A 19340-nucleotide genomic window follows, 5' to 3' on the forward strand; every position below is an offset into this window, starting at 1 on the left:
TTTCACAAGCGCTTGGCGGGGAGTTCGCAGCCGTCCGGTCCGCAACGGCGATGCGCCGGCGACACGAAGTCCCAGATCGACACCCCAATCATCAAGGCCAGGCCGACGTACATCAGGTTCGCCGTCCACCAGTTGCCGAGCAGCCAGACCGTGGCCGCAAACACGATGGCCGGGCCGATCATGCCGAGCAGACTGCGCAGCCATTGCCGATGACTGAACCAACCCAGCGCGTTCGCCAGGAAGGCCAGCGCGGCAAACAGCGGCAGCAGGCGGCTGATGAACAGTCCCTCGTACTGGCTCAAGAAGCCCAGCCCGATGGCCGCGCCGAAGCTGGCGAGGGCTGGAAAGCAGGCGGCGCAGCCCATCGCGGAAACGACGCTGCCGAGCGCGCCGGTTTTATCGGCAATGCGTGTCATCAGTCCCATGAAGCGGCTCTCGCTGTTGTCGTTGGCTTGCTGGCTCACTGCTTGACGCTGGACGGATAGCCGGCGTCTGCGGTGGCCTTGGTCAGCTTCTGTACGCTGGCCTTGGTGTCGTCAAAAGTGACGACGGCCTCGCGCTTCTCGAAGCCCACATCGACCTTGCTCACGCCTTCGACCTTGGAGAGCGCTTTCTTGACTGTGATCGGGCAGGCGGCGCAAGTCATGCCGGGAACCGCTAGCGTGACGGTCTGGGTAGCGGCCCACACCGGGGCAACAGCGGCGGCGAGGGCAAGGGAGGCAAACAGTTTCTTCATGATGAACTCCTGGTTAATAGAAAAATGGAACGACATAGGGAAATCCAAGCGCGACCAGGACCAGCACGGCCACGATCCAGAAAATCAGCTTGTAGGTGGCGCGCACCTGCGGAATCGCGCAGACCTCACCTGGCTTGCATGCCTGCACGGGCCGGTAAATCCGCTTCCAGGCGAAGAACAGCGCCACTAGCGCCGCGCCGATGAACAACGGTCGATAGGGTTCCAGCACCGTCAGGTTGCCGATCCAAGCACCGGAGAAGCCCAGGGCGACCAGTACTAGCGGCCCCAGGCAGCAGGTCGATGCAAGAATGGCGGCCAGCCCGCCGGCGAAGAGCGCACCGCGCCCGTTTTGTGGTTCAGACATACGTTGGCCCTTTTGAATTTGGATTGGATAGCGTAACCTTACTTCCGTACTCATGTACGGAGTCAAGCGATATGGAAAATAATTTGGAAAACCTGACCATTGGCGTTTTTGCCAAGGCGGCCGGGGTCAACGTGGAGACAATCCGCTTCTATCAGCGCAAGGGCCTGTTGCGGGAACCGGACAAGCCTTACGGCAGCATCCGCCGCTATGGGGAGGCGGACGTGGTTCGGGTGAAATTCGTGAAATCGGCACAGCGGCTGGGGTTCAGTCTGGACGAGATTGCCGAGCTGTTGCGGCTCGACGATGGCACCCACTGCGAGGAGGCCAGCAGCCTGGCCGAACACAAGCTCAAGGACGTGCGCGAGAAGATGGCCGACTTGGCGCGCATGGAAACCGTGCTGTCTGAACTCGTGTGCGCCTGCCATGCACGAAAGGGGAATGTTTCCTGCCCGTTGATCGCGTCACTACAGGGCGAAGCAGGCCTGGCAAGGTCAGCTATGCCTTAGCGTGCTTTATTTTCCGTTTTCTGAGGTGCCCCCTAATAGTGTTCTTCCATTTCGGTAAAAATCCCTACCATGGATTCCCACTCGTCCGGGGGGTAATGACTCCAACTTATTGATAGTGTTTTATGTTCAGATAATGCCCGATGACTTTGTCATGCAGCTCCACCGATTTTGAGAACGACAGCGACTTCCGTCCCAGCCGTGCCAGGTGCTGCCTCAGATTCAGGTTATGCCGCTCAATTCGCTGCGTATATCGCTTGCTGATTACGTGCAGCTTTCCCTTCAGGCGGGATTCATACAGCGGCCAGCCATCCGTCATCCATATCACCACGTCAAAGGGTGACAGCAGGCTCATAAGACGCCCCAGCGTCGCCATAGTGCGTTCACCGAATACGTGCGCAACAACCGTCTTCCGGAGCCTGTCATACGCGTAAAACAGCCAGCGCTGGCGCGATTTAGCCCCGACGTATCCCCACTGTTCGTCCATTTCCGCGCAGACGATGACGTCACTGCCCGGCTGTATGCGCGAGGTTACCGACTGCGGCCTGAGTTTTTTAAATGGCGGAAAATCGTGTTGAGGCCAACGCCCATAATGCGGGCGGTTGCCCGGCATCCAACGCCATTCATGGCCATATCAATGATTTTCTGGTGCGTACCGGGTTGAGAAGCGGTGTAAGTGAACTGCAGTTGCCATGTTTTACGGCAGTGAGAGCAGAGATAGCGCTGATGTCCGGCGGTGCTTTTGCCGTTACGCACCACCCCGTCAGTAGCTGAACAGGAGGGACAGCTGATAGAAACAGAAGCCACTGGAGCACCTCAAAAACACCATCATACACTAAATCAGTAAGTTGGCAGCATCACCTTGATTATATTATTGATAATAATAAAAACCTTATCCCTATCCAAGAAGTGATGCCTATCATTGGTTGGAATGAACTTGAAAAAATTAGCCTTGAATACATTACTGGTAAGGTAAACGCCATTGTCAGCAAATTGATCCAAGAGAAACAACTTAAAGCTTATGATGATGATGTGCTTAAAAACTTACTCAATGGCTGGTTTATGCATATCGCAATACATGCGAAAAACCTAAAAGAGCTTGCCGATAAAAAAGGCCAATTTATTGCTATTTACCGCGGCTTTTTATTGAGCTTGAAAGATAAATAAAATAGATAGGTTTTATTTGAAGCTAAATCTTCTTTATCGTAAAAAATGCCCTCTTGGGTTATCAAGAGGGTCATTATATTTCGCGGAATAACATCATTTGGTGACGAAATAACTAAGCACTTGTCTCCTGTTTACTCCCCTGAGCTTGAGGGGTTAACATGAAGGTCATCGATAGCAGGATAATAATACAGTAAAACGCTAAACCAATAATCCAAATCCAGCCATCCCAAATTGGTAGTGAATGATTATAAATAACAGCAAACAGTAATGGGCCAATAACACCGGTTGCATTGGTAAGGCTCACCAATAATCCCTGTAAAGCACCTTGCTGATGACTCTTTGTTTGGATAGACATCACTCCCTGTAATGCAGGTAAAGCGATCCCACCACCAGCCAATAAAATTAAAACAGGGAAAACTAACCAACCTTCAGATATAAACGCTAAAAAGGCAAATGCACTACTATCTGCAATAAATCCGAGCAGTACTGCCGTTTTTTCGCCCCATTTAGTGGCTATTCTTCCTGCCACAAAGGCTTGGAATACTGAGTGTAAAAGACCAAGACCCGCTAATGAAAAGCCAACCATCATGCTATTCCATCCAAAACGATTTTCGGTAAATAGCACCCACACCGTTGCGGGAATTTGGCCTATCAATTGCGCTGAAAAATAAATAATCAACAAAATGGGCATCGTTTTAAATAAAGTGATGTATACCGAATTCGATTGCGTCTCAACCCCTACTTCGGTATCTGTATTATCACGTGTATTTTTGGTTTCACGGAACCAAAACATAACCACAAGGAAAGTGACAATATTTAGCAACGCAGCGATAAAAAAGGGACTATGCGGTGAAATCTCTCCTGCAAAACCACCAATAATAGGCCCCGCTATTAAACCAAGCCCAAAACTTGCCCCTAACCAACCGAACCACTTCACGCGTTGAGAAGCTGAGGTGGTATCGGCAATGACCGATGCCGCGACAGCCCCAGTAGCTCCTGTGATCCCTGAAAGCAAACGGCCTAAATACAGCATCCAAAGCGCACTTGAAAAAGCCAGCAATAAGTAATCCAGCGATGCGCCTATTAATGACAACAACAGCACTGGGCGCCGACCAAATCGGTCAGACATTTTTCCAAGCCAAGGAGCAAAGATAACCTGCATTAACGCATAAAGTGCAAGCAATACGCCAAAGTGGTTAGCGATATCTTCCGAAGCAATAAATTCACGTAATAACGTTGGCAAGACTGGCATGATAAGGCCAATCCCCATGGCATCGAGTAACGTAATTACCAATGCGATCTTTGTCGAACTATTCATTTCACTTTTCTCTATCACTGATAGGGAGTGGTAAAATAACTCTATCAATGATAGAGTGTCAACAAAAATTAGGAATTAATGATGTCTAGATTAGATAAAAGATTAGTGTTGGGTGGTTTAGTTGGCGGCCCTGTTGCCCGTCATCTTTTGAAAAAGGTCTCTATTCCTAAAACAACCGAGCAAGAGCGCGACACTATCGTTGAAGCTTTTGAGCAACCAAGCGTCAAAAGAAAAATCAATGCAAATAACGTTATTGAAACCATTTCAATGCTGATTATCTGTATTGTTGTTGGTGGCTATATCAGTGCATTGTTTAAAGATACTTTTCTGCAACTGCCTACTTTTGTCTGGTGTTTATTTGTCGGTATTATTATCCGTAATACACTGACTCATGTATTTAAACACGAAGTGTTTGAGCCGACCGTCGATGTATTAGGTAGCGTTGCTTTATCGCTTTTCTTGGCAATGGCGTTAATGTCATTAAAATTTGGTCAATTGGCAAGCATGGCAGGGCCAGTATTAATTATCATTGCTGTACAAACTGTTGTCATGGTGCTATTTGCCTGCTTTGTCACCTTCAAAATGATGGGCAAAGATTATGATGCTGTCGTGATCAGCGCGGGTCACTGTGGCTTTGGTATGGGAGCAACACCAACAGCAATTGCGAATATGCAAACAGTCACAAAAGCATTTGGACCATCACATAAAGCTTTCCTTGTCGTTCCTATGGTCGGTGCCTTTATTGTTGATATTTCAAACAGTATCTTAATTAAAATATTTATTGAAATTGGTACATACTTTACCTAATAGCTACACACTACTCGGCGTACTTCTCCTAACAATTTATTATAGGGCAGTATGCCGAGCCGCTTTCTTACCCCGTATATTCCCCTAGTCAATCTATTTAGCTTGCACGTTTACGAATTAATTCTCGTGACAACTAAACCAAAATTTGAATTATGACGAGTATATCTGATTATTTATACTTTATTCGTTAGAATAGTCCGTAGAAATAAATAATCAGTAGGCTACATGGAATGAAATTAAGACATCTCGATATCTTTTATGCTGTAATGACTTGTGGTTCCTTAACGCGTGCGGCTGAAGTTTTACATATTTCTCAACCCGCGGCGAGTAAAGCACTCAAACATGCTGAGCACTGAGAGATCCCCTCATAATTTCCCCAAAACGTAACCATGTGTGAATAGATTTTGAGTAAGCAGGGTTGCAGCCACGAGTGAGTCTTCCCTTGTTATTGTGTAGCCAGAATGCCGCAAAACTTCCATGCCTAAGCGAACTGTTGAGAGTACGTTTCGATTTCTGACTGTGTTAGCCTGGAAGTGCTTGTCCCAACCTTGTTTCTGAGCATGAACGCCCGCAAGCCAACATGTTAGTTGAAGCATCAGGGCGATTAGCAGCATGATATCAAAACGCTCTGAGCTGCTCGTTCGGCTATGGCGTAGGCCTAGTCCGTAGGCAGGACTTTTCAAGTCTCGGAAGGTTTCTTCAATCTGCATTCGCTTCGAATAGATATTAACAAGTTGTTTGGGTGTTCGAATTTCAACAGGTAAGTTAGTTGCTAGAATCCATGGCTCCTTTGCCGACGCTGAGTAGATTTTAGGTGACGGGTGGTGACAATGAGTCCGTGTCGAGCGCTGATTTTTTCGGCCTTTAGAGCGAGATTTATACAATAGAATTTGGCATGAGATTGGATTGCTTTTAGTCAGCCTCTTATAGCCTAAAGTCTTTGAGTGACTAGATGACATATCATGTAAGTTGCTGATAGGTTTCCAGTTTTCCGCTCCTAGGTCTGCATATTGTACTTTTCCTCTTACTCGACTTAACCAGTACCAACCCAGCTTCTCAACGGATTTATACCATGGCACTTTAAAGCCAGCATCACTGACAATGAGCGGTGTGGTGTTACTCGGTAGAATGCTCGCAAGGTCGGCTAGAAATTGGTCATGAGCTTTCTTTGAACATTGCTCTGAAAGCGGGAACGCTTTCTCATAAAGAGTAACAGAACGACCGTGTAGTGCGACTGAAGCTCGCAATACCATAAGCCGTTTTTGCTCACGGATATCAGACCAGTCAACAAGTACAATGGGCATCGTATTGCCCGAACAGATAAAGCTAGCATGCCAACGGTATACAGCGAGTCGCTCTTTGTGGAGGTGACGATTACCTAACAATCGGTCGATTCGTTTGATGTTATGTTTTGTTCTCGCTTTGGTTGGCAGGTTACGGCCAAGTTCGGTAAGAGTGAGAGTTTTACAGTCAAGTAAGGCGTGGCAAGCCAACGTTAAGCTGTTGAGTCGTTTTAAGTGTAATTCGGGGCAGAATTGGTAAAGAGAGTCGTGTAAAATATCGAGTTCGCACATTTTGTTGTCTGATTATTGATTTTTGGCGAAACCATTTGATCATATGACAAGATGTGTATCTACCTTAACTTAATGATTTTGATAAAAATCATTAGGGGATTCATCAGGACAAAGCGCCGAGCTATGGTGCAGCGATCACCGAATTGAAGCGCGAAGGAAAGCTGGACCGGGAGACGGCCCACCGGCAGGTGAAGTATCTCAATAACGTGATCGAGGCCGATCACGGAAAGCTCAAGATACTGATCAAGCCGGTGCGCGGTTTCAAATCGATCCCCACGGCCTATGCCACGATCAAGGGATTCGAAGTCATGCGAGCCCTGCGCAAAGGACAGGCTCGCCCCTGGTGCCTGCAGCCCGGCATCAGGGGCGAGGTGCGCCTTGTGGAGAGAGCTTTTGGCATTGGGCCCTCGGCGCTGACGGAGACCATGGGCATGCTCAACCACCATTTCGCAGCAGCCGCCTGATCGGCGCAGAGCGACAGCCTACCTCTGACTGCCGCCAATCTTTGCAACAGAGCCTCCGTCGCCATGCTCACCTCGCTTTGGTGCACACGAGTATTGAGCATAGTCGAGATTGGTGCAGATCACTTCTGATATTGAACTGTCAGGAGCTGGCTGCACAACAGCCATTACGCCCAATCAACTGGTGCAGTCGTCTTCTGAAAATGACACATGGCATCTGACATCAAGTTAGGGTATGCCTCAATCTGACGGCTGCGAACCGCCAGGGACAGGCGCAATGTCAGATTCTGTCGCGGCCTTGGCGCGTGCCTGGAAGCGTTCATAGCAATCCAGCCCGCAGAAATGTTCGACGTATTCCGCGCCTTCCGGGGTGAAGGCGGCATCGAGCGGAATTTCTTTGCAGCATACGCAGCAGGTGGTGCAACTGGCAGTGTTCGGGGCGTTTGCGTTCATGGTGGTACTCCTCCAGATTGGTAGCGAAGCTCAAAGCTGCCCACTCTCGGCTGGCTGGGAAGCGGTCATGATCTTCCCTTGAAGGCCCGCAGCAGCCGCGTCACAGACAGGACAAACAAGCCGGTCAGCGTGAGGGCTGCAATACCCCAGTGCTCCCCGATGAACGCGCCGGCCGTCGTGCCGGCTAGCACAATGGCGAGAATCGGCAAATGGCAGGGACAGGTGAGCACGGCCAGCGCGCCCCACAAGTAGCCGGTGATCGGTTTGTGCGTCTCAGACGGCAAGTGCTCTGGGCTGTTCATGGCAGACTCTCCGCGTGCTGTGCCGGTTCGGTTGGCATGGCGGCCAGTTGCATTTCGAGGCTGGCCAGGGCCTCGCGCCGACGCTCGACGAGTTGCCGCAACACGGCAAGCTGCGCAGACGCACCGTCACCGTCCGCAGCATCCAGCGCCCGGCACAGCCGCGCCAGTGCGTCCAGGCCGATACCCGCTTCGAAGGCAGCCCGTACAAAGCGCAGCCGTTGCAACGCGGTGTCATCGAACAAGCCGTAGCCGCCCGTGGTGTACGCGACCGGCCGTAGCAATCCGCGCAGCAGGTAGTCGCGCACGATATGCACGCTCACCCCGGCATCAAGGGCCAGCCGGGACACTGTGTAGGCGCTCATTGAACACCTCCTTTTCCTCATCCGGCGCAGCACGAAAGCTGCTTCACGTCCTTGCTGAAGGTCTGCGCCGCGAGCTTCAGCCCTTCGACCATGGTCAGGTAGGGGAACAATTGGTCGGCCAGTTCCTGCACGGTCATACGGTTGCGAATGGCGAGCACCGCCGTCTGGATCAGTTCACCCGCTTCCGGGGCCACCGCTTGCACGCCGATGAGCCGTCCGCTACCTTCCTCGATGACCAGCTTGATGAAGCCGCGTGTGTCGAAGTTGGCAAGCGCACGCGGCACGTTATCCAGTGTTAGCAGGCGACTGTCGGTCTCGATCCCGTCGTGATGTGCTTCCGCCTCGCTGTAGCCCACGGTGGCGACCTGCGGGTCGGTGAACACCACGGCCGGCATTGCGGTCAGGTCCAGGGCCGCATCGCCGCCAGTCATGTTGATCGCCGCACGAGTGCCGGCCGCTGCCGCCACATAGACGAACTGCGGCTGGTCGGTGCAGTCGCCGGCCGCGTAGATGTTCGGGCTACTGGTGCGCATGCCCTTGTCGATGACGATGGCCCCCTGCGCATTGACGGCTACCCCCGCCGCTTCCAATGCCAGGCTGCGCGTGTTCGGTGTCCGGCCGGTGGCGACCAGCAGCTTGTCGGCGCGCAATTCACCGTGCGTGGTGGTCAGCACGAATTCACCGTCCATATGGGCGACCTGGCTGGCTTGCGTGTGCTCCAGCACCTCGATGCCTTCGGCACGGAAAGCGGCTGTCACCGCCTCGCCGATGGCCGGGTCTTCACGGAAGAACAAGGTATTGCGCGCCAGGGCCGTGACCTTGCTGCCCAGCCGGGCAAAGGCTTGCGCCAGCTCCAGCGCCACCACCGACGAGCCGATTACGGCAAGGCGTTCGGGAATGGTGTCGCTCGCCAGGGCCTCGGTGGAAGTCCAGTAGGGTGACTCTTTCAAGCCCGGAATCGGCGGGACCGCCGGGCTGGCACCCGTGGCGACCAGGCAGCGGTCGAACATCACGACGCGCTCGCCACCCTCGTTCAAACTAACGATAAGGCTCTGGTCGTCCTTGAAACGCGCTTCACCGTGCAGAACGGTGATGGCTGAATTGCCGTCCAGGATGCCTTCGTACTTGGCATGACGGAGTTCTTCGACACGGGCCTGCTGCTGGGCCAGCAGCCGCTCGCGCAAGATCGTCGGCGGTGTGGGTGGCATGCCGCCGTCGAATGGGCTTTCCCGGCGCAGATGGGCGATGTGGGCGGCGCGGATCATGATCTTGGACGGCACACAACCGACGTTGACGCAGGTGCCGCCGATGGTGCCGCGCTCAATCAGCGTGACCTGCGCGCCTTGCTCGACGGCCTTCAGTGCTGCCGCCATCGCGGCTCCACCGCTACCAATGACGACGACCTGCAACGGGCGTTCGTTGCCACTGGGCTTATCAGCGGCCCCTATCCAGCCGCGCATCTTGTCGAGCAGGCCGGCGCGGTTGTCCGTCGGTGGCGCATCGGCAAGCGTTGCCTCGTAGCCCAGTCCGGCCACGGCGGTAGTCAGCGCATCCGATGACGTGCCCGCCTCAATGGCGAGTTGCGCTGTGCCCTTCGGATAGGACACCAGCGCCGATTGCACGCCGGGCACTTTCTCCAAGGCTTCCTTGACGTGAGCCGCGCACGAGTCGCAGGTCATCCCGGTGATTTTCAGGGTGGTCATGTATTTTTCCTTTTCTGTGGTGGCTACGGCTGTTGCCGTCAGCCACGTTGTTCTGGCAATTCACAGCTGTCCGGCCCGCAGCGGCGATGTGCTGGCGAGATGAAATCCCAGACCGACACCCCAACCATCAAGGCCAGGCCGACATAGAGCAGTCCACCGCTCTGCCAGCCGTAAGCCCGCATTAAAAACACCGCTGCCAGCACCAAGATCGGGCCTATCGTGCCGAGCGCCGTGCGTCGCCACTGTCGATGATTGAGCCAAGCGATAGCATTGGCGAGTAACGCGATGCCGGCGAACATCGGCAGCAGGATGCCAATGAATAGCCCCTCGTACTGGCTCAAGAAGCCCAGTCCGATGGCCGCGCCAAAGCTGGCGATGGCAGGAAAACAGGCGGCGCAGCCCATCGCGGAAACGACGCTGCCGAGCGCGCCGGTTTTGCCAGCGATGCGCGTGATGAGTCCCATGTGTCGCTCCCGAGTTCGGTTAACGGATCAGCGTTTGAGGCTGGACGGATAGCCCGCGTCCTCGGTCGCCTTGGTCAACTTCTGGACGTTGGTCTTGGCATCGTCGAAGGTGACGACGGCCTGGCGCTTGTCGAAACTTACGTCGGTCTTGCTCACGCCCTCAACCTTGGAAAGCGCGTGCTTGACAGTGATCGGGCAAGAGGCGCAGGTCATGCCAGGCACGGACAGCGTGACGGTCTGGGTGGCGGCCCACACGGGGGCAACAACGGCAGCGAGGGCGAGGGCGGCAAACAGTTTTTTCATGATGAACTCCTGTGATTAATAGAAAAATGGCATGACGTAGGGAAATCCGAGCGAGACCAGGACCAGCGCGGCCACGATCCAGAAAATGAGCTTGTAAGTAGCTCGCACTTGGGGAATCGCGCAGACCTCACCCGGTTTGCAGGCTTGCGCCGGGCGGTAGATGCGCCGCCAGGCGAAAAACAGCGCGACCAGCGCTGCGCCGATGAAGATCGGGCGATAGGGTTCCAGCACCGTCAGGTTGCCGATCCATGCCCCGCTGAACCCCAAGGCGATCAAAACCAGCGGCCCCAGGCAGCAGGCCGACGCAAGAATGGCGGCCAGCCCACCGGCGAAGAGCGCGCCGCGCCCGTTTTGTGGTTCAGACTTTTGTGGTTCAGACATACGCTTGTCCTTTCAAATTTGGTTTGGATAGCTTAAGCTTACTTCCGTAGTTATGTACGGAGTCAAGCGATATGCAAATTAATTTTGAGAATCTGACCATTGGCGTTTTTGCCAAGGCGGCCGGGGTCAATGTGGAGACCATCCGGTTCTACCAGCGCAAGGGCCTGCTGCCGGAGCCAGACAAGCCCTATGGCAGCATTCGCCGCTATGGCGAGGCGGATGTAACACGAGTGCGGTTCGTGAAATCGGCCCAGCGGCTGGGCTTTAGCCTGGACGAAATCGCCGAGCTACTGCGGCTGGAGGATGGCACCCATTGCGAGGAAGCCAGCGGCCTGGCCGAGCACAAGCTCAAGGATGTGCGCGAGAAGATGGCCGACTTGGCACGCATGGAGGCCGTGCTGTCTGAACTGGTGTGCGCCTGCCATGCGCGGAAAGGGAACGTTTCCTGCCCGCTGATTGCGTCACTGCAAGACGGAACGAAGCTCGCTGCATCGGCGCGGGGGAGTCACGGGGTGACTACGCCTTAGCGTGCTTTATTTTCCGAATTCTGAGACGACCCCAAGTAGCTTTAGTGACGGGAGGCTCAAGGGGGATAGGGCGTGAGATAGTGCTGACGTTAGCTAAAATGGGCGTGTCCTACGTAGGGATCCATTGCGGTAAAGACCAGGAGGCGGCAAAATCTGTCATTCACGAGGTCCACCAGCTGGGTGCCGATGCCGATGTCTTTACTGCGGACTTTGCAAGTCATGCAGGGCAGGAAGCATCCCAGCTTTGGCAGAAATTCTTCCAGCGCATTCAGGAAAAAGGTTATCAAGGGATTGATATTCTGGTTAACTGTGCCGGTGTCGCGCCTTCTGCTTCAATTACTGAAACTGAGCCTGCTATTTATAATACAGTCATGTCTATCAACGTTGAAGCGCCGTTTTTCTTACTAAAAGCAGCGATACCACACATTAATGTAGCAGGGCGCATCATCAACGTATCGACGGTTTTAACCCGAGTTGCCGATCCCCAACGAGCTATTTATGCGGCATCTAAGGGTGCGATAAATACGCTCACGTTATCGCTGGCACGCGAATTGGGCTCTCGTGGTATTACGGTGAATGCTGTTGCCCCTGGTGTTGTTGATACTGACATGAACAGCGGTTGGCTACACGAAGCACAGGCTCAAAAGATGGCGTCTGAATTCTCGGTATTTTCACGCGTGGGTAAACCTAACGACATTGCCGAGGTTGTGTCATTTTTGGCTTCAGAACGAAGTCGTTGGATTACAGGGCAGGTCATCGATACGTCCGGTGGTTCTTGTATTTAATACGTTATTCAACCAGCCGTTTGGCTGGTTGTTTTCTTATAGGCCAGGTGAAACCGATGCTTGAGCGTCTTTCTCTTCTGCGGCTGTATCGCCATCTTTTTCAACGGGCAATTGCTTAAGGCGTTTTATCAGAGTTGGATCCACTGCATCTAAAATGCCAATGCTGCTGACCGTGTAGGTATCAATCTGCATCCATGCGGCGCGCATATCGCACTCACTCTTCACATCACTTTTCGCGGCGCACCAGATAAACTTACCATTAGATTTAGTGCTGGGGTCACCGTATTTTTCGATCGCGCCAGCGACCAGACTGTCAGGGTTATTGAAGGTGTACCGAATAGCCTTTACAAGGCTTTTATCTGGCGCTGCTTCAGTGTCATCAATCAGCTGCACAATGACCTCTTCATTACTGTTTGCCCAGGCCATTCCCGTAACTTTGCCATCACGGCTTTGCGTTCGTACACCATTGATGTTTCGTTGCTCTGCGTGTTTATTCGCAGCTTCAAGCGCGTCATTCAAATCCATTCCCAGGCGGATGCCCGCGACGCTAAATTGACCAACATCAACAGAGTGGATCGGTTCCGGTTCTGGCTTTTCTTCAGTGGCAGGCGGCTTCGGAAGATTATCCTGTACGTTGGATCCATAGAGGCCGCCATCATAATTGGGTGATTCATAGGCTTGCGTGTCGGCATCCTCAAGGATCGTGAAACTGGCTTGTGCCATCGTTGAATTAGCTAAGCCAACCAGCAAAACCAGCATTGTTTTCTTCATCAAAGCAGTCCTCATTATGAATTTTGAAAACCATAACATTGACGTGAAAACCGGAGTACAGAAAAGGGCATCAAAACGAGGACCTTAAATATTCGCTATACCCAGTGCGGCCACTACCATGAGGAACTTCATACCACCGATAGGCATAGCTCCATGAACTACGAAAACGCAATCAATCATCTCAAAAACACCCTTTATCAGGCAGGTTTATTGCCAAAAGCCGAGTCAACCGCAACGGAGTCCTTGATGCGTCAGGCTGCGAGGTTGTTTGATCAGGCCGCTGATATGCTTGTGAAGGTGGCCGAAGAGCACCTGAAAGCCAGTCAAGCCCATAATGGCGATCTGAACAAGGCACTAAGCGATGTGCTAAATTTCGAAGCCATTGCCGAGATGCTGGATCAATACCAACTCGAAAGCGATGCCCGTGACGCGCTGGAATCGCCCAAAAAGAGTCAACTCGTTCCCTCTGGGTTTACCTTCACCGATACAGGGCTTCATGGCATTGCAGGAAAGATAGTGGCCTATGTCCGTGAACAGGCCAAAGGTCAGGCGCTCACCGCGCATGTTTGGCCTTACCGTCATGATGATAGCCACATGCTCAGCTGCGATTTTCACTCGAAAGAAAGCGACCTGGTCATTCCTTTGTGCATCACGGCAGGACAAGAGCAATGCGGTGACCCCATTGACGAACCGACGGTTTATGATCTGCCCGAGGCGTTGCACTTAGCCGGTATCATCATTCGTGCCGTGAAAGCGGATATTGAAATTGGCCGGTATTTCAACGAGACAAACCCTGCGGTATTGACCCGACCGCTACAGCATCGTCAAACCAATGGCCCCATCCATCTCTGGGAGGAAAATCATGCTTAAGCCTCAGATCCCGCTATGGGTTCGTGCAACCGCCTTTGTTCGTGAGCACCTTTCCTTCATCGCATTGGCCGGGCTCCTCCTCTGGTCCCTCTGGGGATGGCCTGCACCCGATACTGCGACAGGAGCAACAAAAATAATCGTTAACCTATTAGGTCTGGCGATGCCTTTGGCTGTGGTCTGGTTAGTGATCAGCACTTTTATGCGCACTACGACTTTCGATTATCTCGGCTACTTCGGTAAGCTCGTCTACGATATCGTTTTGCTGGTGATCGTTTTTCAGCTGGTCTGCCGTTTTTTCGCTCAGGTCCAAGGTGAGATTAATGGCGTTATTGACGGGGCACTACGTGACCCGGAATTGGCGATTAGTGCAGTGGTAAGTTTTTATCTTGTCACCTTTGTTTACCGGTTATGCATACGCAATTCAAAAATTCAAACGCAACATATCGAATATGGGCGTTTTTCTGCCCCCCTTCGCCGATCAGAGGCCTCGCTGAAACTGACAGCAATCCATGAATGCGGCCATGCCCTGGTCTATGCCCTTCAGAATACTCATCCGGAATTCATGCGGGTTGCCATTACGCGTGAAACACGCGGAACTGTACTACGTCTGGGCTATATGGAAAGCAACGTTGCGCTTGATGGCCGAGCATCACGCGATCAGCTTTATTGGCGAATGTTGTTGGCACTCGGAGGCTCCGCTGCGGAATTGGCCGTCTATGGCAAGCAATTCGAAGGGTCGCAGGAGGACATGCGTTCATGGGGTGAGCAAGCGGACCGTTACCTTCAGAACGGCTTTGGCAATGTGCTACTGATCGATGACGGTAAAGACGAATCTCTGCGACATAACATCGCCGCCTTTAATACCCTTCATGCCGAACAGATCACTATCATAAACCAGTTCATGCGTGACAACGTCACGTTATTAACGGACATGGCTGCTGAATTACGTCATACCGGGGTCTTGGATAAGCCCGCGATAGAAGCGTACTTGCAGCGCGTGACGATAGGGGCAGGGGTGCCTACTTTTGTGATCACGAACTGATGGTGAAATACGGTCGCTGACTGGTGACCATTTTGCCTAAAAATCACGACATCATTTTGAAAACTGTTATTTTGCGAGGGGGATTATGCGCCTGAATGTTTGAATCAGCATCGCAAACTTACATCATTTCGTTCCCTGAATGTGCTGTGCCACACTATGGGAGCCACAACTAACAGGAACAACTCATGACCCAATCACTTCAACGCAAAAGCCGAGATTTACGGCGACTTCAGATTGAGCCAGGTCGGTATGAGCTGGTGGAGTCAGGAAAAGAATCGATCTTCGATCGAGTGCGCGCAGTGGTCGCTGTCGATGAAGAAGGCATTATGCAGATTAATGCCAGTGACGTGGCCGTTGGGATGTGCGGACTGACAGGTAGAATTGACGACCTGATCGCACGCTATAACAACGGTCATCGTTTTATTTAACCAAGCCCGGAAATGAATAAAAAAGCACTTTTTTCGGTATTGCTAGTATTGGCGCTAGGCGCTGGCTTTCTTGGCTCTTCAGTCGCCCACTGCGGTGAGCCAGTCAGTATAGACAAACCGTCTTTACCCCAGTGCTGGGTAAGCTATCAAGGCCTCACTTTTCTGGCCGGGTGTTAACCCGGCTTTTCTTTAATACCACCTATTAATAGGACTACTAATCGACATGAAAGGCCAAGCAAAGAAAGGCGGCGAAGTTGGTGTAAACGGTGAACACTATAAAGGTGGTCAGTTCATGCCAGGTAGCTCAAAGACAAAGAAAGGTGATCGGGCATCGAATGGCGGGCCTTCTTCCAGACCTAAACGACAACTCATTGAGCCTGGTGTGTTCGTCGAAGTTTATGAGGGAGAAAAAACTATCTTTAGCGGAATTACGGCTTTTGTCGTCGTTGAAAATGGGGTTATTCGTCAATCTGCCAGCGATAAAGCGGTCGCTAATTATGGTCTTACTGATACTTTGCCGGTGTTAATCGAACGATTCAATGCGGGTGAACGGTACCGGTGAGGGGAGTCCCTCACCGACTTCGTCATAACAGTTACTATCTTATTTTTTTATGAATGACAAATAACAGCGCCAGCAAAACTGGGGTGCCCAGATATACATAAGCCAACGTGTTTTGGTGGTAGGCGCGTAAATCCTCCACGAAAGCACGCCAAACGGTAATAGGTTCATTATCTCCCATCACCATGTAGTTGTATGTAAAGCTTGAACTAAACCCGAAATCAAAGACGGCCAAGCCTAAATAAAATAATAAAACCAACAGGATGGTCAAAAACCATCTTAAAAACGTTCTATTTATCATAAGTGCTACCTAATACCCCTCCACCCATTTCTCCACCATCAAAGCTTGTTGCTTCTCCACCAATTTGAGCTGACGATGTGGCAAATTCAAAAATTTGAATCATTGTCCCTTTATCTGATGGCGTAAGATTGTCAATATTTGGGTACTGTTCATGAAAGACATTTGTTACTTCAATTACATCAAGCTTATTAAAGTTATTTTTCTTACCATTCAAATAACTCTGGAATGAAACAGGCACCGTGAACGCCTCTTCTCGCTCGACCGGATACTGCGTTCGTATTGGAGTGTAACTCTCTTCAAATATACGTGTGCCAGATTGCTTCAACCCTTTCACTGTATGAGTTGTGCAATTATTACCTGAGACATCATAAACATCTATAGACCTTCCGTTTCTACGAGTCAACTCACCTGCTTTTTCAGGTAGGTTAGGTATGCTGCCTGATTTCCAAAGGTTATTAAAATAAGTTTCTGTTTTGTCTGTGTCCGCATCTGTTATTTTAAAAACCCTTGCATTCGTTATATATAACTCATCTCTGATGTATTTTCGAGCATCCTCACCGGTCATATATAAAAGTATTCCATCACCCGTTAAAGTTAATGGTCCTGGCGTTCCGTAGCGACCGTATGAATATAATGAGACTTTATTATTTTTGTGGATTGTTATAAATGAATGGCCTGAACCAAATGTTTCCGTCCACACAAAAACGCCATCATAGAGCAAGTTATCTGAAACCCTGCATTCACCATTTAAAGGTGCTGGCGCTACGGGGTTGATCCGACTGCCAAAGCTGGTTCCCTGTGAAGGTGTTGATGGTGCTGGGGCTTGAGTTGCAAAACGACTTGGCTGGGCTTGTGCTGCTACACTATGAGCAATAACCTTGTTAGAACCTGCCGGACAGCCGCATTGTACAATTGAGTCATGTACGGCTTGAAGTTTCCCATGATTTAGAAAACCTTGCTGCCCAGAAACAACGGTGCCTGTCTGTCCACATTTCGGGCATTTTGTTGTCGGGTCACCCACTCTTAATGCTTTTTTATTAAAGCACGTTACAGTTTCTATGGTTGCAATACATGTTGCACCGGTAGTTGTTTTGTCGCCATTTAAAGCCATTGCCTTACCCATAATGATGGGTCTTACTCCAGACATAACACCTCCAATGTGTGATATGGTAGTGATATATAATTAATTAACGAAAATAATATATTAATACCAGACATTGATCTAACTATAAATAATCTAATCATTACAATACACCAACTTCCCATTTCCATTCCTGCCAGGAATTTCGCCGAGCGTACACCTCATGCTTTACTTGTGTAGGTAACCATTCATAACCGATCTAATTATTATCAGAGAGATTTATGAGCACTAAAGCAAACAACCTTGAATTACTGTACAACGCCTGGCTGTCCCGTTCGGTATCCTGGGAGTTCGGTAGTGAGGATGAGCGGAAGGCCCAATGCCGTGATTGGGCTGAGTCGTCTTTAGAAAGCATCTCTGATGCCGAAGAGTTTGAGCAGGATGAAGCTGATTACATCGTGGATGACGAGCTCACGCACTGGACTGAATAACTTCGCCTAACCCCTTCGTCACCGGACGGTCTGATGTGACAATGAAGGGGTAAACAAATCAAACAGGCAAATCGTTATGACCAGCACGCCCCAAGACGAACTGAGCGCTATCGCACTGTTCAATGACATTGGCCGAGATGAAGTCACTGCTCGTTTCAATGCGCTCAGCGCAGCAGCGCAAGCGCGCTTCGATGAGAGCTACCGTATCCACGGCACCATGCCCGTCGGTTTTACTGCTCTCAATTTTATGACCGCTGATGAACGGAAGCAGCGCCACCAGCTCTTACTTGCGATTCAATTATGCACCGATCCCCAAGCCGAAGCGCACGCCCGCATTAAAGCCCGGCGAGCCGCATTGAAAAGGAAAAACCATGTCGTCACCACTGGGTAAACTTCAGCACGCGTTGCTGCACGATATCGTTAACCAGCAGGATGGAGAATGGTGGCCGGGTTGCCCACTAACCGTTCAGACACTGAGCCGGAGCCGGATCATTCTTGACGCATTGGTGGCCCGGCAACTCCTGAAGCATAAAGGCAGCTGTCATTATGAGGTCACAAGTCTGGGTCTGGAAATTGTCTCTCAGAGCAGGCATGAGAAAGCGCGTTAAACATCTGGATTTGAGCGCTGTTTTACAATAGAGTAAACATAACGAATAGGTGGTATATGTCTCATCTTACTGGTGTCATTTCGAGTGTGATTCAGGAGCTCGATACAGTCGGCGAAAGGATTAATTCAGCCATTAGTGAAGCCTCTTCCGACGCAGAAATTCAATTGCTGGAGGATGCGTTAATCTCACTGTCTGAAACCAGAACTCTCCTGCAAGGCAAAACGCCGGTAAGCCAGGTTAACGCCAGTGTGACCCGGATCCGCCCATTACCATAACCAGCCTAATATTGCTTGAGGTGACCAAAGATCATGTCAGACCAACTACCTGCAAACGAAACTGAGCCACTGGTGACGAAAGCTAAAGTCCCTTCAGCCCATCTGGAGACGCTATTTAACTACCTGGTTAAATGCATCAAAGAAGAGGGCGCTCCACCAACTTACGATGATATCGGTAAGGCCCTGGGTTATTCAAAGGGGCTGGTTGCCCGGCGTGTGAAGCAGCTGCATGAGCAAGGCCGTATCATTATAGATGGAGAGAAAACCACGGCCAGAACGATGCGTATTGCTAAAGGGCAGGGCTATGATGAACTGACTGATAAGGTGTACCTGACAGAAGATCGTAAAGCCATTATCAAAGCGGTGAAAAGCATGATGAAGCGCACCGGCATCGGTCCTTCTATCAATATGCTGGCGCATGAGCTCGGCTTCTCGAACAGCAAAACAAAACGCCACGTTGAGTACCTGGATAAAAACGAATTACTCCGGTACAGCCCCGAACTGGGTGAAGTTATTGCCACTGAACCAGGTGACTACGAGCCAAAGCCGAATGCGTAGTGGTGGGCTCTACTTTCGATTTTTCCACTATGCTCTGCTGATCAGTCTGTTGTTTGGATGCATTCTTTTTGGCAAGGCGCTCATCTCTATCTACTGGCCGAGGTATTGGGTTCCAGCTGATGCCTGGTATGCCTTCGGGATAGCGC

27 protein-coding genes and 5 pseudogenes are annotated in these 19340 nt (G+C 51.2%); 15 read left to right on the plus strand and 17 right to left on the minus strand.

What is annotated here, in order from left to right:
• Positions 1 to 2: 2 nt before the first annotated feature.
• The 3 genes from merC (M1F05_RS21445) to M1F05_RS21455 are packed head-to-tail and all read right to left on the minus strand — an operon-like array spanning position 3 to position 1100.
• Entirely contained in the window at positions 3 to 425 is a 423-nt protein-coding gene (merC, locus tag M1F05_RS21445) for an organomercurial transporter MerC (RefSeq protein ID WP_001340589.1), read from the minus strand.
• A gap of 35 nt (positions 426 to 460) precedes the next feature.
• The gene (gene merP, locus M1F05_RS21450; RefSeq protein WP_000732292.1) at positions 461 to 736 is read right to left on the minus strand and encodes a mercury resistance system periplasmic binding protein MerP; all 276 of its coding nucleotides are present in this window, start codon (positions 734 to 736) and stop codon (positions 461 to 463) included.
• 13 nt (positions 737 to 749) lie between these two features.
• On the minus strand, positions 750 to 1100 hold the full coding sequence (locus M1F05_RS21455) for a mercuric transport protein MerT (RefSeq protein WP_001294663.1): 351 nt from the start codon (positions 1098 to 1100) through the stop codon (positions 750 to 752).
• A 71-nt stretch (positions 1101 to 1171) separates the two neighbouring features.
• On the opposite strand from M1F05_RS21455, the gene merR (M1F05_RS21460) reads away from it, so the two are divergent.
• On the plus strand, positions 1172 to 1606 hold the full coding sequence (gene merR, locus M1F05_RS21460) for an Hg(II)-responsive transcriptional regulator (protein ID WP_000429836.1): 435 nt from the start codon (positions 1172 to 1174) through the stop codon (positions 1604 to 1606).
• A gap of 106 nt (positions 1607 to 1712) precedes the next feature.
• Here the strand turns inward: merR (M1F05_RS21460) and M1F05_RS21465 are convergent.
• Positions 1713 to 2410 (minus strand): IS1-like element IS1B family transposase gene (locus M1F05_RS21465; RefSeq protein ID WP_095033700.1). Its coding sequence is split into 2 segments (ribosomal slippage): positions 1713 to 2161 and positions 2161 to 2410, totalling 699 coding nucleotides; the frame shifts between segments, so codons are not numbered across the junction.
• A 42-nt stretch (positions 2411 to 2452) separates the two neighbouring features.
• Between M1F05_RS21465 and M1F05_RS21470 the strand changes: the two are divergent.
• Positions 2453 to 2770 (plus strand): annotated as a pseudogene (locus tag M1F05_RS21470) (tetracyline resistance-associated transcriptional repressor TetC); the annotation flags it as partial.
• Positions 2771 to 2882: 112 nt separating this feature from the next.
• Here M1F05_RS21470 and tet(B) read toward each other — a convergent pair.
• Positions 2883 to 4088 carry a tetracycline efflux MFS transporter Tet(B) gene (gene tet(B), locus M1F05_RS21475; protein WP_001089072.1) on the minus strand — a complete coding sequence of 402 codons (1206 nt, stop codon included), beginning with the start codon at positions 4086 to 4088 and terminating at the stop codon, positions 2883 to 2885.
• A gap of 99 nt (positions 4089 to 4187) precedes the next feature.
• On the opposite strand from tet(B), the pseudogene gltS reads away from it, so the two are divergent.
• Positions 4188 to 4895: pseudogene (gltS, locus tag M1F05_RS21480) on the plus strand (sodium/glutamate symporter); the annotation flags it as partial.
• A gap of 230 nt (positions 4896 to 5125) precedes the next feature.
• A pseudogene (locus tag M1F05_RS21485) lies at positions 5126 to 5245 on the plus strand (LysR family transcriptional regulator); the annotation flags it as partial.
• Between the two features lie 15 nt (positions 5246 to 5260).
• Here M1F05_RS21485 and M1F05_RS21490 read toward each other — a convergent pair.
• Positions 5261 to 6469: an IS4-like element ISVsa5 family transposase gene (locus M1F05_RS21490; RefSeq protein WP_001352368.1), complete on the minus strand. Its 1209-nt coding sequence runs from the start codon at positions 6467 to 6469 to the stop codon at positions 5261 to 5263.
• 98 nt (positions 6470 to 6567) lie between these two features.
• Here M1F05_RS21490 and M1F05_RS21495 point away from each other — a divergent pair.
• Positions 6568 to 6933, plus strand: a pseudogene (locus M1F05_RS21495) (DDE-type integrase/transposase/recombinase); the annotation flags it as partial.
• A 139-nt stretch (positions 6934 to 7072) separates the two neighbouring features.
• Here the strand turns inward: M1F05_RS21495 and M1F05_RS22785 are convergent.
• The 8 genes and pseudogenes from M1F05_RS22785 to merT all read right to left on the minus strand — a co-directional run.
• Positions 7073 to 7138 (minus strand): annotated as a pseudogene (locus M1F05_RS22785) (EAL domain-containing protein); the annotation flags it as partial.
• A 32-nt stretch (positions 7139 to 7170) separates the two neighbouring features.
• Positions 7171 to 7383, minus strand: a complete 213-nt coding sequence (locus tag M1F05_RS21505; protein WP_000993245.1) for a DUF3330 domain-containing protein — start codon at positions 7381 to 7383, stop codon at positions 7171 to 7173.
• 65 nt (positions 7384 to 7448) lie between these two features.
• Positions 7449 to 7685, minus strand: coding sequence for a broad-spectrum mercury transporter MerE (merE, locus tag M1F05_RS21510; protein ID WP_001087807.1), 237 nt, complete (start codon positions 7683 to 7685; stop codon positions 7449 to 7451).
• Positions 7682 to 8047, minus strand: a complete 366-nt coding sequence (merD, locus tag M1F05_RS21515; RefSeq protein ID WP_001277466.1) for a mercury resistance co-regulator MerD — start codon at positions 8045 to 8047, stop codon at positions 7682 to 7684. The genes merE and merD overlap by 4 nt, the downstream gene beginning before the upstream one ends.
• A 17-nt stretch (positions 8048 to 8064) precedes the next feature.
• A complete protein-coding gene (gene merA, locus M1F05_RS21520; RefSeq protein ID WP_000209296.1) occupies positions 8065 to 9750 on the minus strand; it encodes a mercury(II) reductase in 1686 nt (561 codons plus the stop codon).
• 38 nt (positions 9751 to 9788) lie between these two features.
• Positions 9789 to 10214, minus strand: coding sequence for an organomercurial transporter MerC (merC, locus tag M1F05_RS21525; protein ID WP_000522996.1), 426 nt, complete (start codon positions 10212 to 10214; stop codon positions 9789 to 9791).
• 27 nt (positions 10215 to 10241) lie between these two features.
• A complete protein-coding gene (gene merP / locus M1F05_RS21530; protein ID WP_000732275.1) occupies positions 10242 to 10517 on the minus strand; it encodes a mercury resistance system periplasmic binding protein MerP in 276 nt (91 codons plus the stop codon).
• Between the two features lie 15 nt (positions 10518 to 10532).
• Positions 10533 to 10898: a mercuric ion transporter MerT gene (merT, locus tag M1F05_RS21535; RefSeq protein WP_001294656.1), complete on the minus strand. Its 366-nt coding sequence runs from the start codon at positions 10896 to 10898 to the stop codon at positions 10533 to 10535.
• 71 nt (positions 10899 to 10969) lie between these two features.
• Here merT and merR (M1F05_RS21540) point away from each other — a divergent pair, with 71 nt between their 5' ends.
• Together merR (M1F05_RS21540) and M1F05_RS21545 are read left to right on the plus strand one after the other, a co-directional pair.
• The gene (gene merR, locus M1F05_RS21540; protein WP_001166628.1) at positions 10970 to 11425 is read left to right on the plus strand and encodes an Hg(II)-responsive transcriptional regulator; all 456 of its coding nucleotides are present in this window, start codon (positions 10970 to 10972) and stop codon (positions 11423 to 11425) included.
• A gap of 44 nt (positions 11426 to 11469) precedes the next feature.
• Positions 11470 to 12210: an SDR family NAD(P)-dependent oxidoreductase gene (locus M1F05_RS21545; protein ID WP_241017482.1), complete on the plus strand. Its 741-nt coding sequence runs from the start codon at positions 11470 to 11472 to the stop codon at positions 12208 to 12210.
• A 36-nt stretch (positions 12211 to 12246) separates the two neighbouring features.
• Here M1F05_RS21545 and M1F05_RS21550 read toward each other — a convergent pair whose 3' ends face one another.
• Complete coding sequence (locus M1F05_RS21550) at positions 12247 to 12981, minus strand: hypothetical protein (protein ID WP_042849100.1); 735 nt, start codon at positions 12979 to 12981, stop codon at positions 12247 to 12249.
• A 153-nt stretch (positions 12982 to 13134) separates the two neighbouring features.
• Between M1F05_RS21550 and M1F05_RS21555 the strand changes: the two genes are divergently transcribed.
• The 4 genes from M1F05_RS21555 to M1F05_RS21570 all read left to right on the plus strand — a co-directional run bounded on the left by M1F05_RS21555 (position 13135) and on the right by M1F05_RS21570 (position 15883).
• Complete coding sequence (locus M1F05_RS21555; protein ID WP_094962950.1) at positions 13135 to 13851, plus strand: hypothetical protein; 717 nt, start codon at positions 13135 to 13137, stop codon at positions 13849 to 13851.
• On the plus strand, positions 13844 to 14893 hold the full coding sequence (locus tag M1F05_RS21560) for a hypothetical protein (RefSeq protein WP_042847402.1): 1050 nt from the start codon (positions 13844 to 13846) through the stop codon (positions 14891 to 14893). Before M1F05_RS21555 ends, M1F05_RS21560 begins: the two co-directional genes overlap by 8 nt.
• A 185-nt stretch (positions 14894 to 15078) precedes the next feature.
• A complete protein-coding gene (locus tag M1F05_RS21565; protein WP_042847400.1) occupies positions 15079 to 15321 on the plus strand; it encodes a hypothetical protein in 243 nt (80 codons plus the stop codon).
• A 223-nt stretch (positions 15322 to 15544) separates the two neighbouring features.
• Positions 15545 to 15883: a hypothetical protein gene (locus tag M1F05_RS21570; protein WP_272516343.1), complete on the plus strand. Its 339-nt coding sequence runs from the start codon at positions 15545 to 15547 to the stop codon at positions 15881 to 15883.
• A 34-nt stretch (positions 15884 to 15917) separates the two neighbouring features.
• On the opposite strand, the gene M1F05_RS21575 is transcribed toward M1F05_RS21570, so the two are convergent.
• Both M1F05_RS21575 and M1F05_RS21580 read right to left on the minus strand, forming a co-directional pair.
• Positions 15918 to 16181, minus strand: coding sequence for a hypothetical protein (locus M1F05_RS21575; RefSeq protein ID WP_042847398.1), 264 nt, complete (start codon positions 16179 to 16181; stop codon positions 15918 to 15920).
• Entirely contained in the window at positions 16171 to 17328 is a 1158-nt protein-coding gene (locus M1F05_RS21580; protein WP_094962948.1) for a PAAR domain-containing protein, read from the minus strand. Before M1F05_RS21580 ends, M1F05_RS21575 begins: the two co-directional genes overlap by 11 nt.
• A 215-nt stretch (positions 17329 to 17543) precedes the next feature.
• On the opposite strand from M1F05_RS21580, the gene M1F05_RS21585 reads away from it, so the two are divergent.
• The 4 genes from M1F05_RS21585 (at position 17544) to M1F05_RS21600 (ending at position 19194) form a co-directional block, all read left to right on the plus strand.
• The gene (locus tag M1F05_RS21585) at positions 17544 to 17753 is read left to right on the plus strand and encodes a hypothetical protein (RefSeq protein ID WP_042847397.1); all 210 of its coding nucleotides are present in this window, start codon (positions 17544 to 17546) and stop codon (positions 17751 to 17753) included.
• Between the two features lie 76 nt (positions 17754 to 17829).
• On the plus strand, positions 17830 to 18144 hold the full coding sequence (locus tag M1F05_RS21590; RefSeq protein WP_042847396.1) for a hypothetical protein: 315 nt from the start codon (positions 17830 to 17832) through the stop codon (positions 18142 to 18144).
• A gap of 273 nt (positions 18145 to 18417) precedes the next feature.
• The gene (locus tag M1F05_RS21595) at positions 18418 to 18636 is read left to right on the plus strand and encodes a hypothetical protein (RefSeq protein WP_042847394.1); all 219 of its coding nucleotides are present in this window, start codon (positions 18418 to 18420) and stop codon (positions 18634 to 18636) included.
• 33 nt (positions 18637 to 18669) lie between these two features.
• Complete coding sequence (locus M1F05_RS21600; RefSeq protein ID WP_052219403.1) at positions 18670 to 19194, plus strand: hypothetical protein; 525 nt, start codon at positions 18670 to 18672, stop codon at positions 19192 to 19194.
• The last annotated feature ends 146 nt before the right edge of the window (positions 19195 to 19340 follow it).

The sequence above is a fragment of the Providencia sp. PROV252 genome (assembly GCF_033676005.1).
Classification (GTDB): domain Bacteria; phylum Pseudomonadota; class Gammaproteobacteria; order Enterobacterales; family Enterobacteriaceae; genus Providencia; species Providencia vermicola.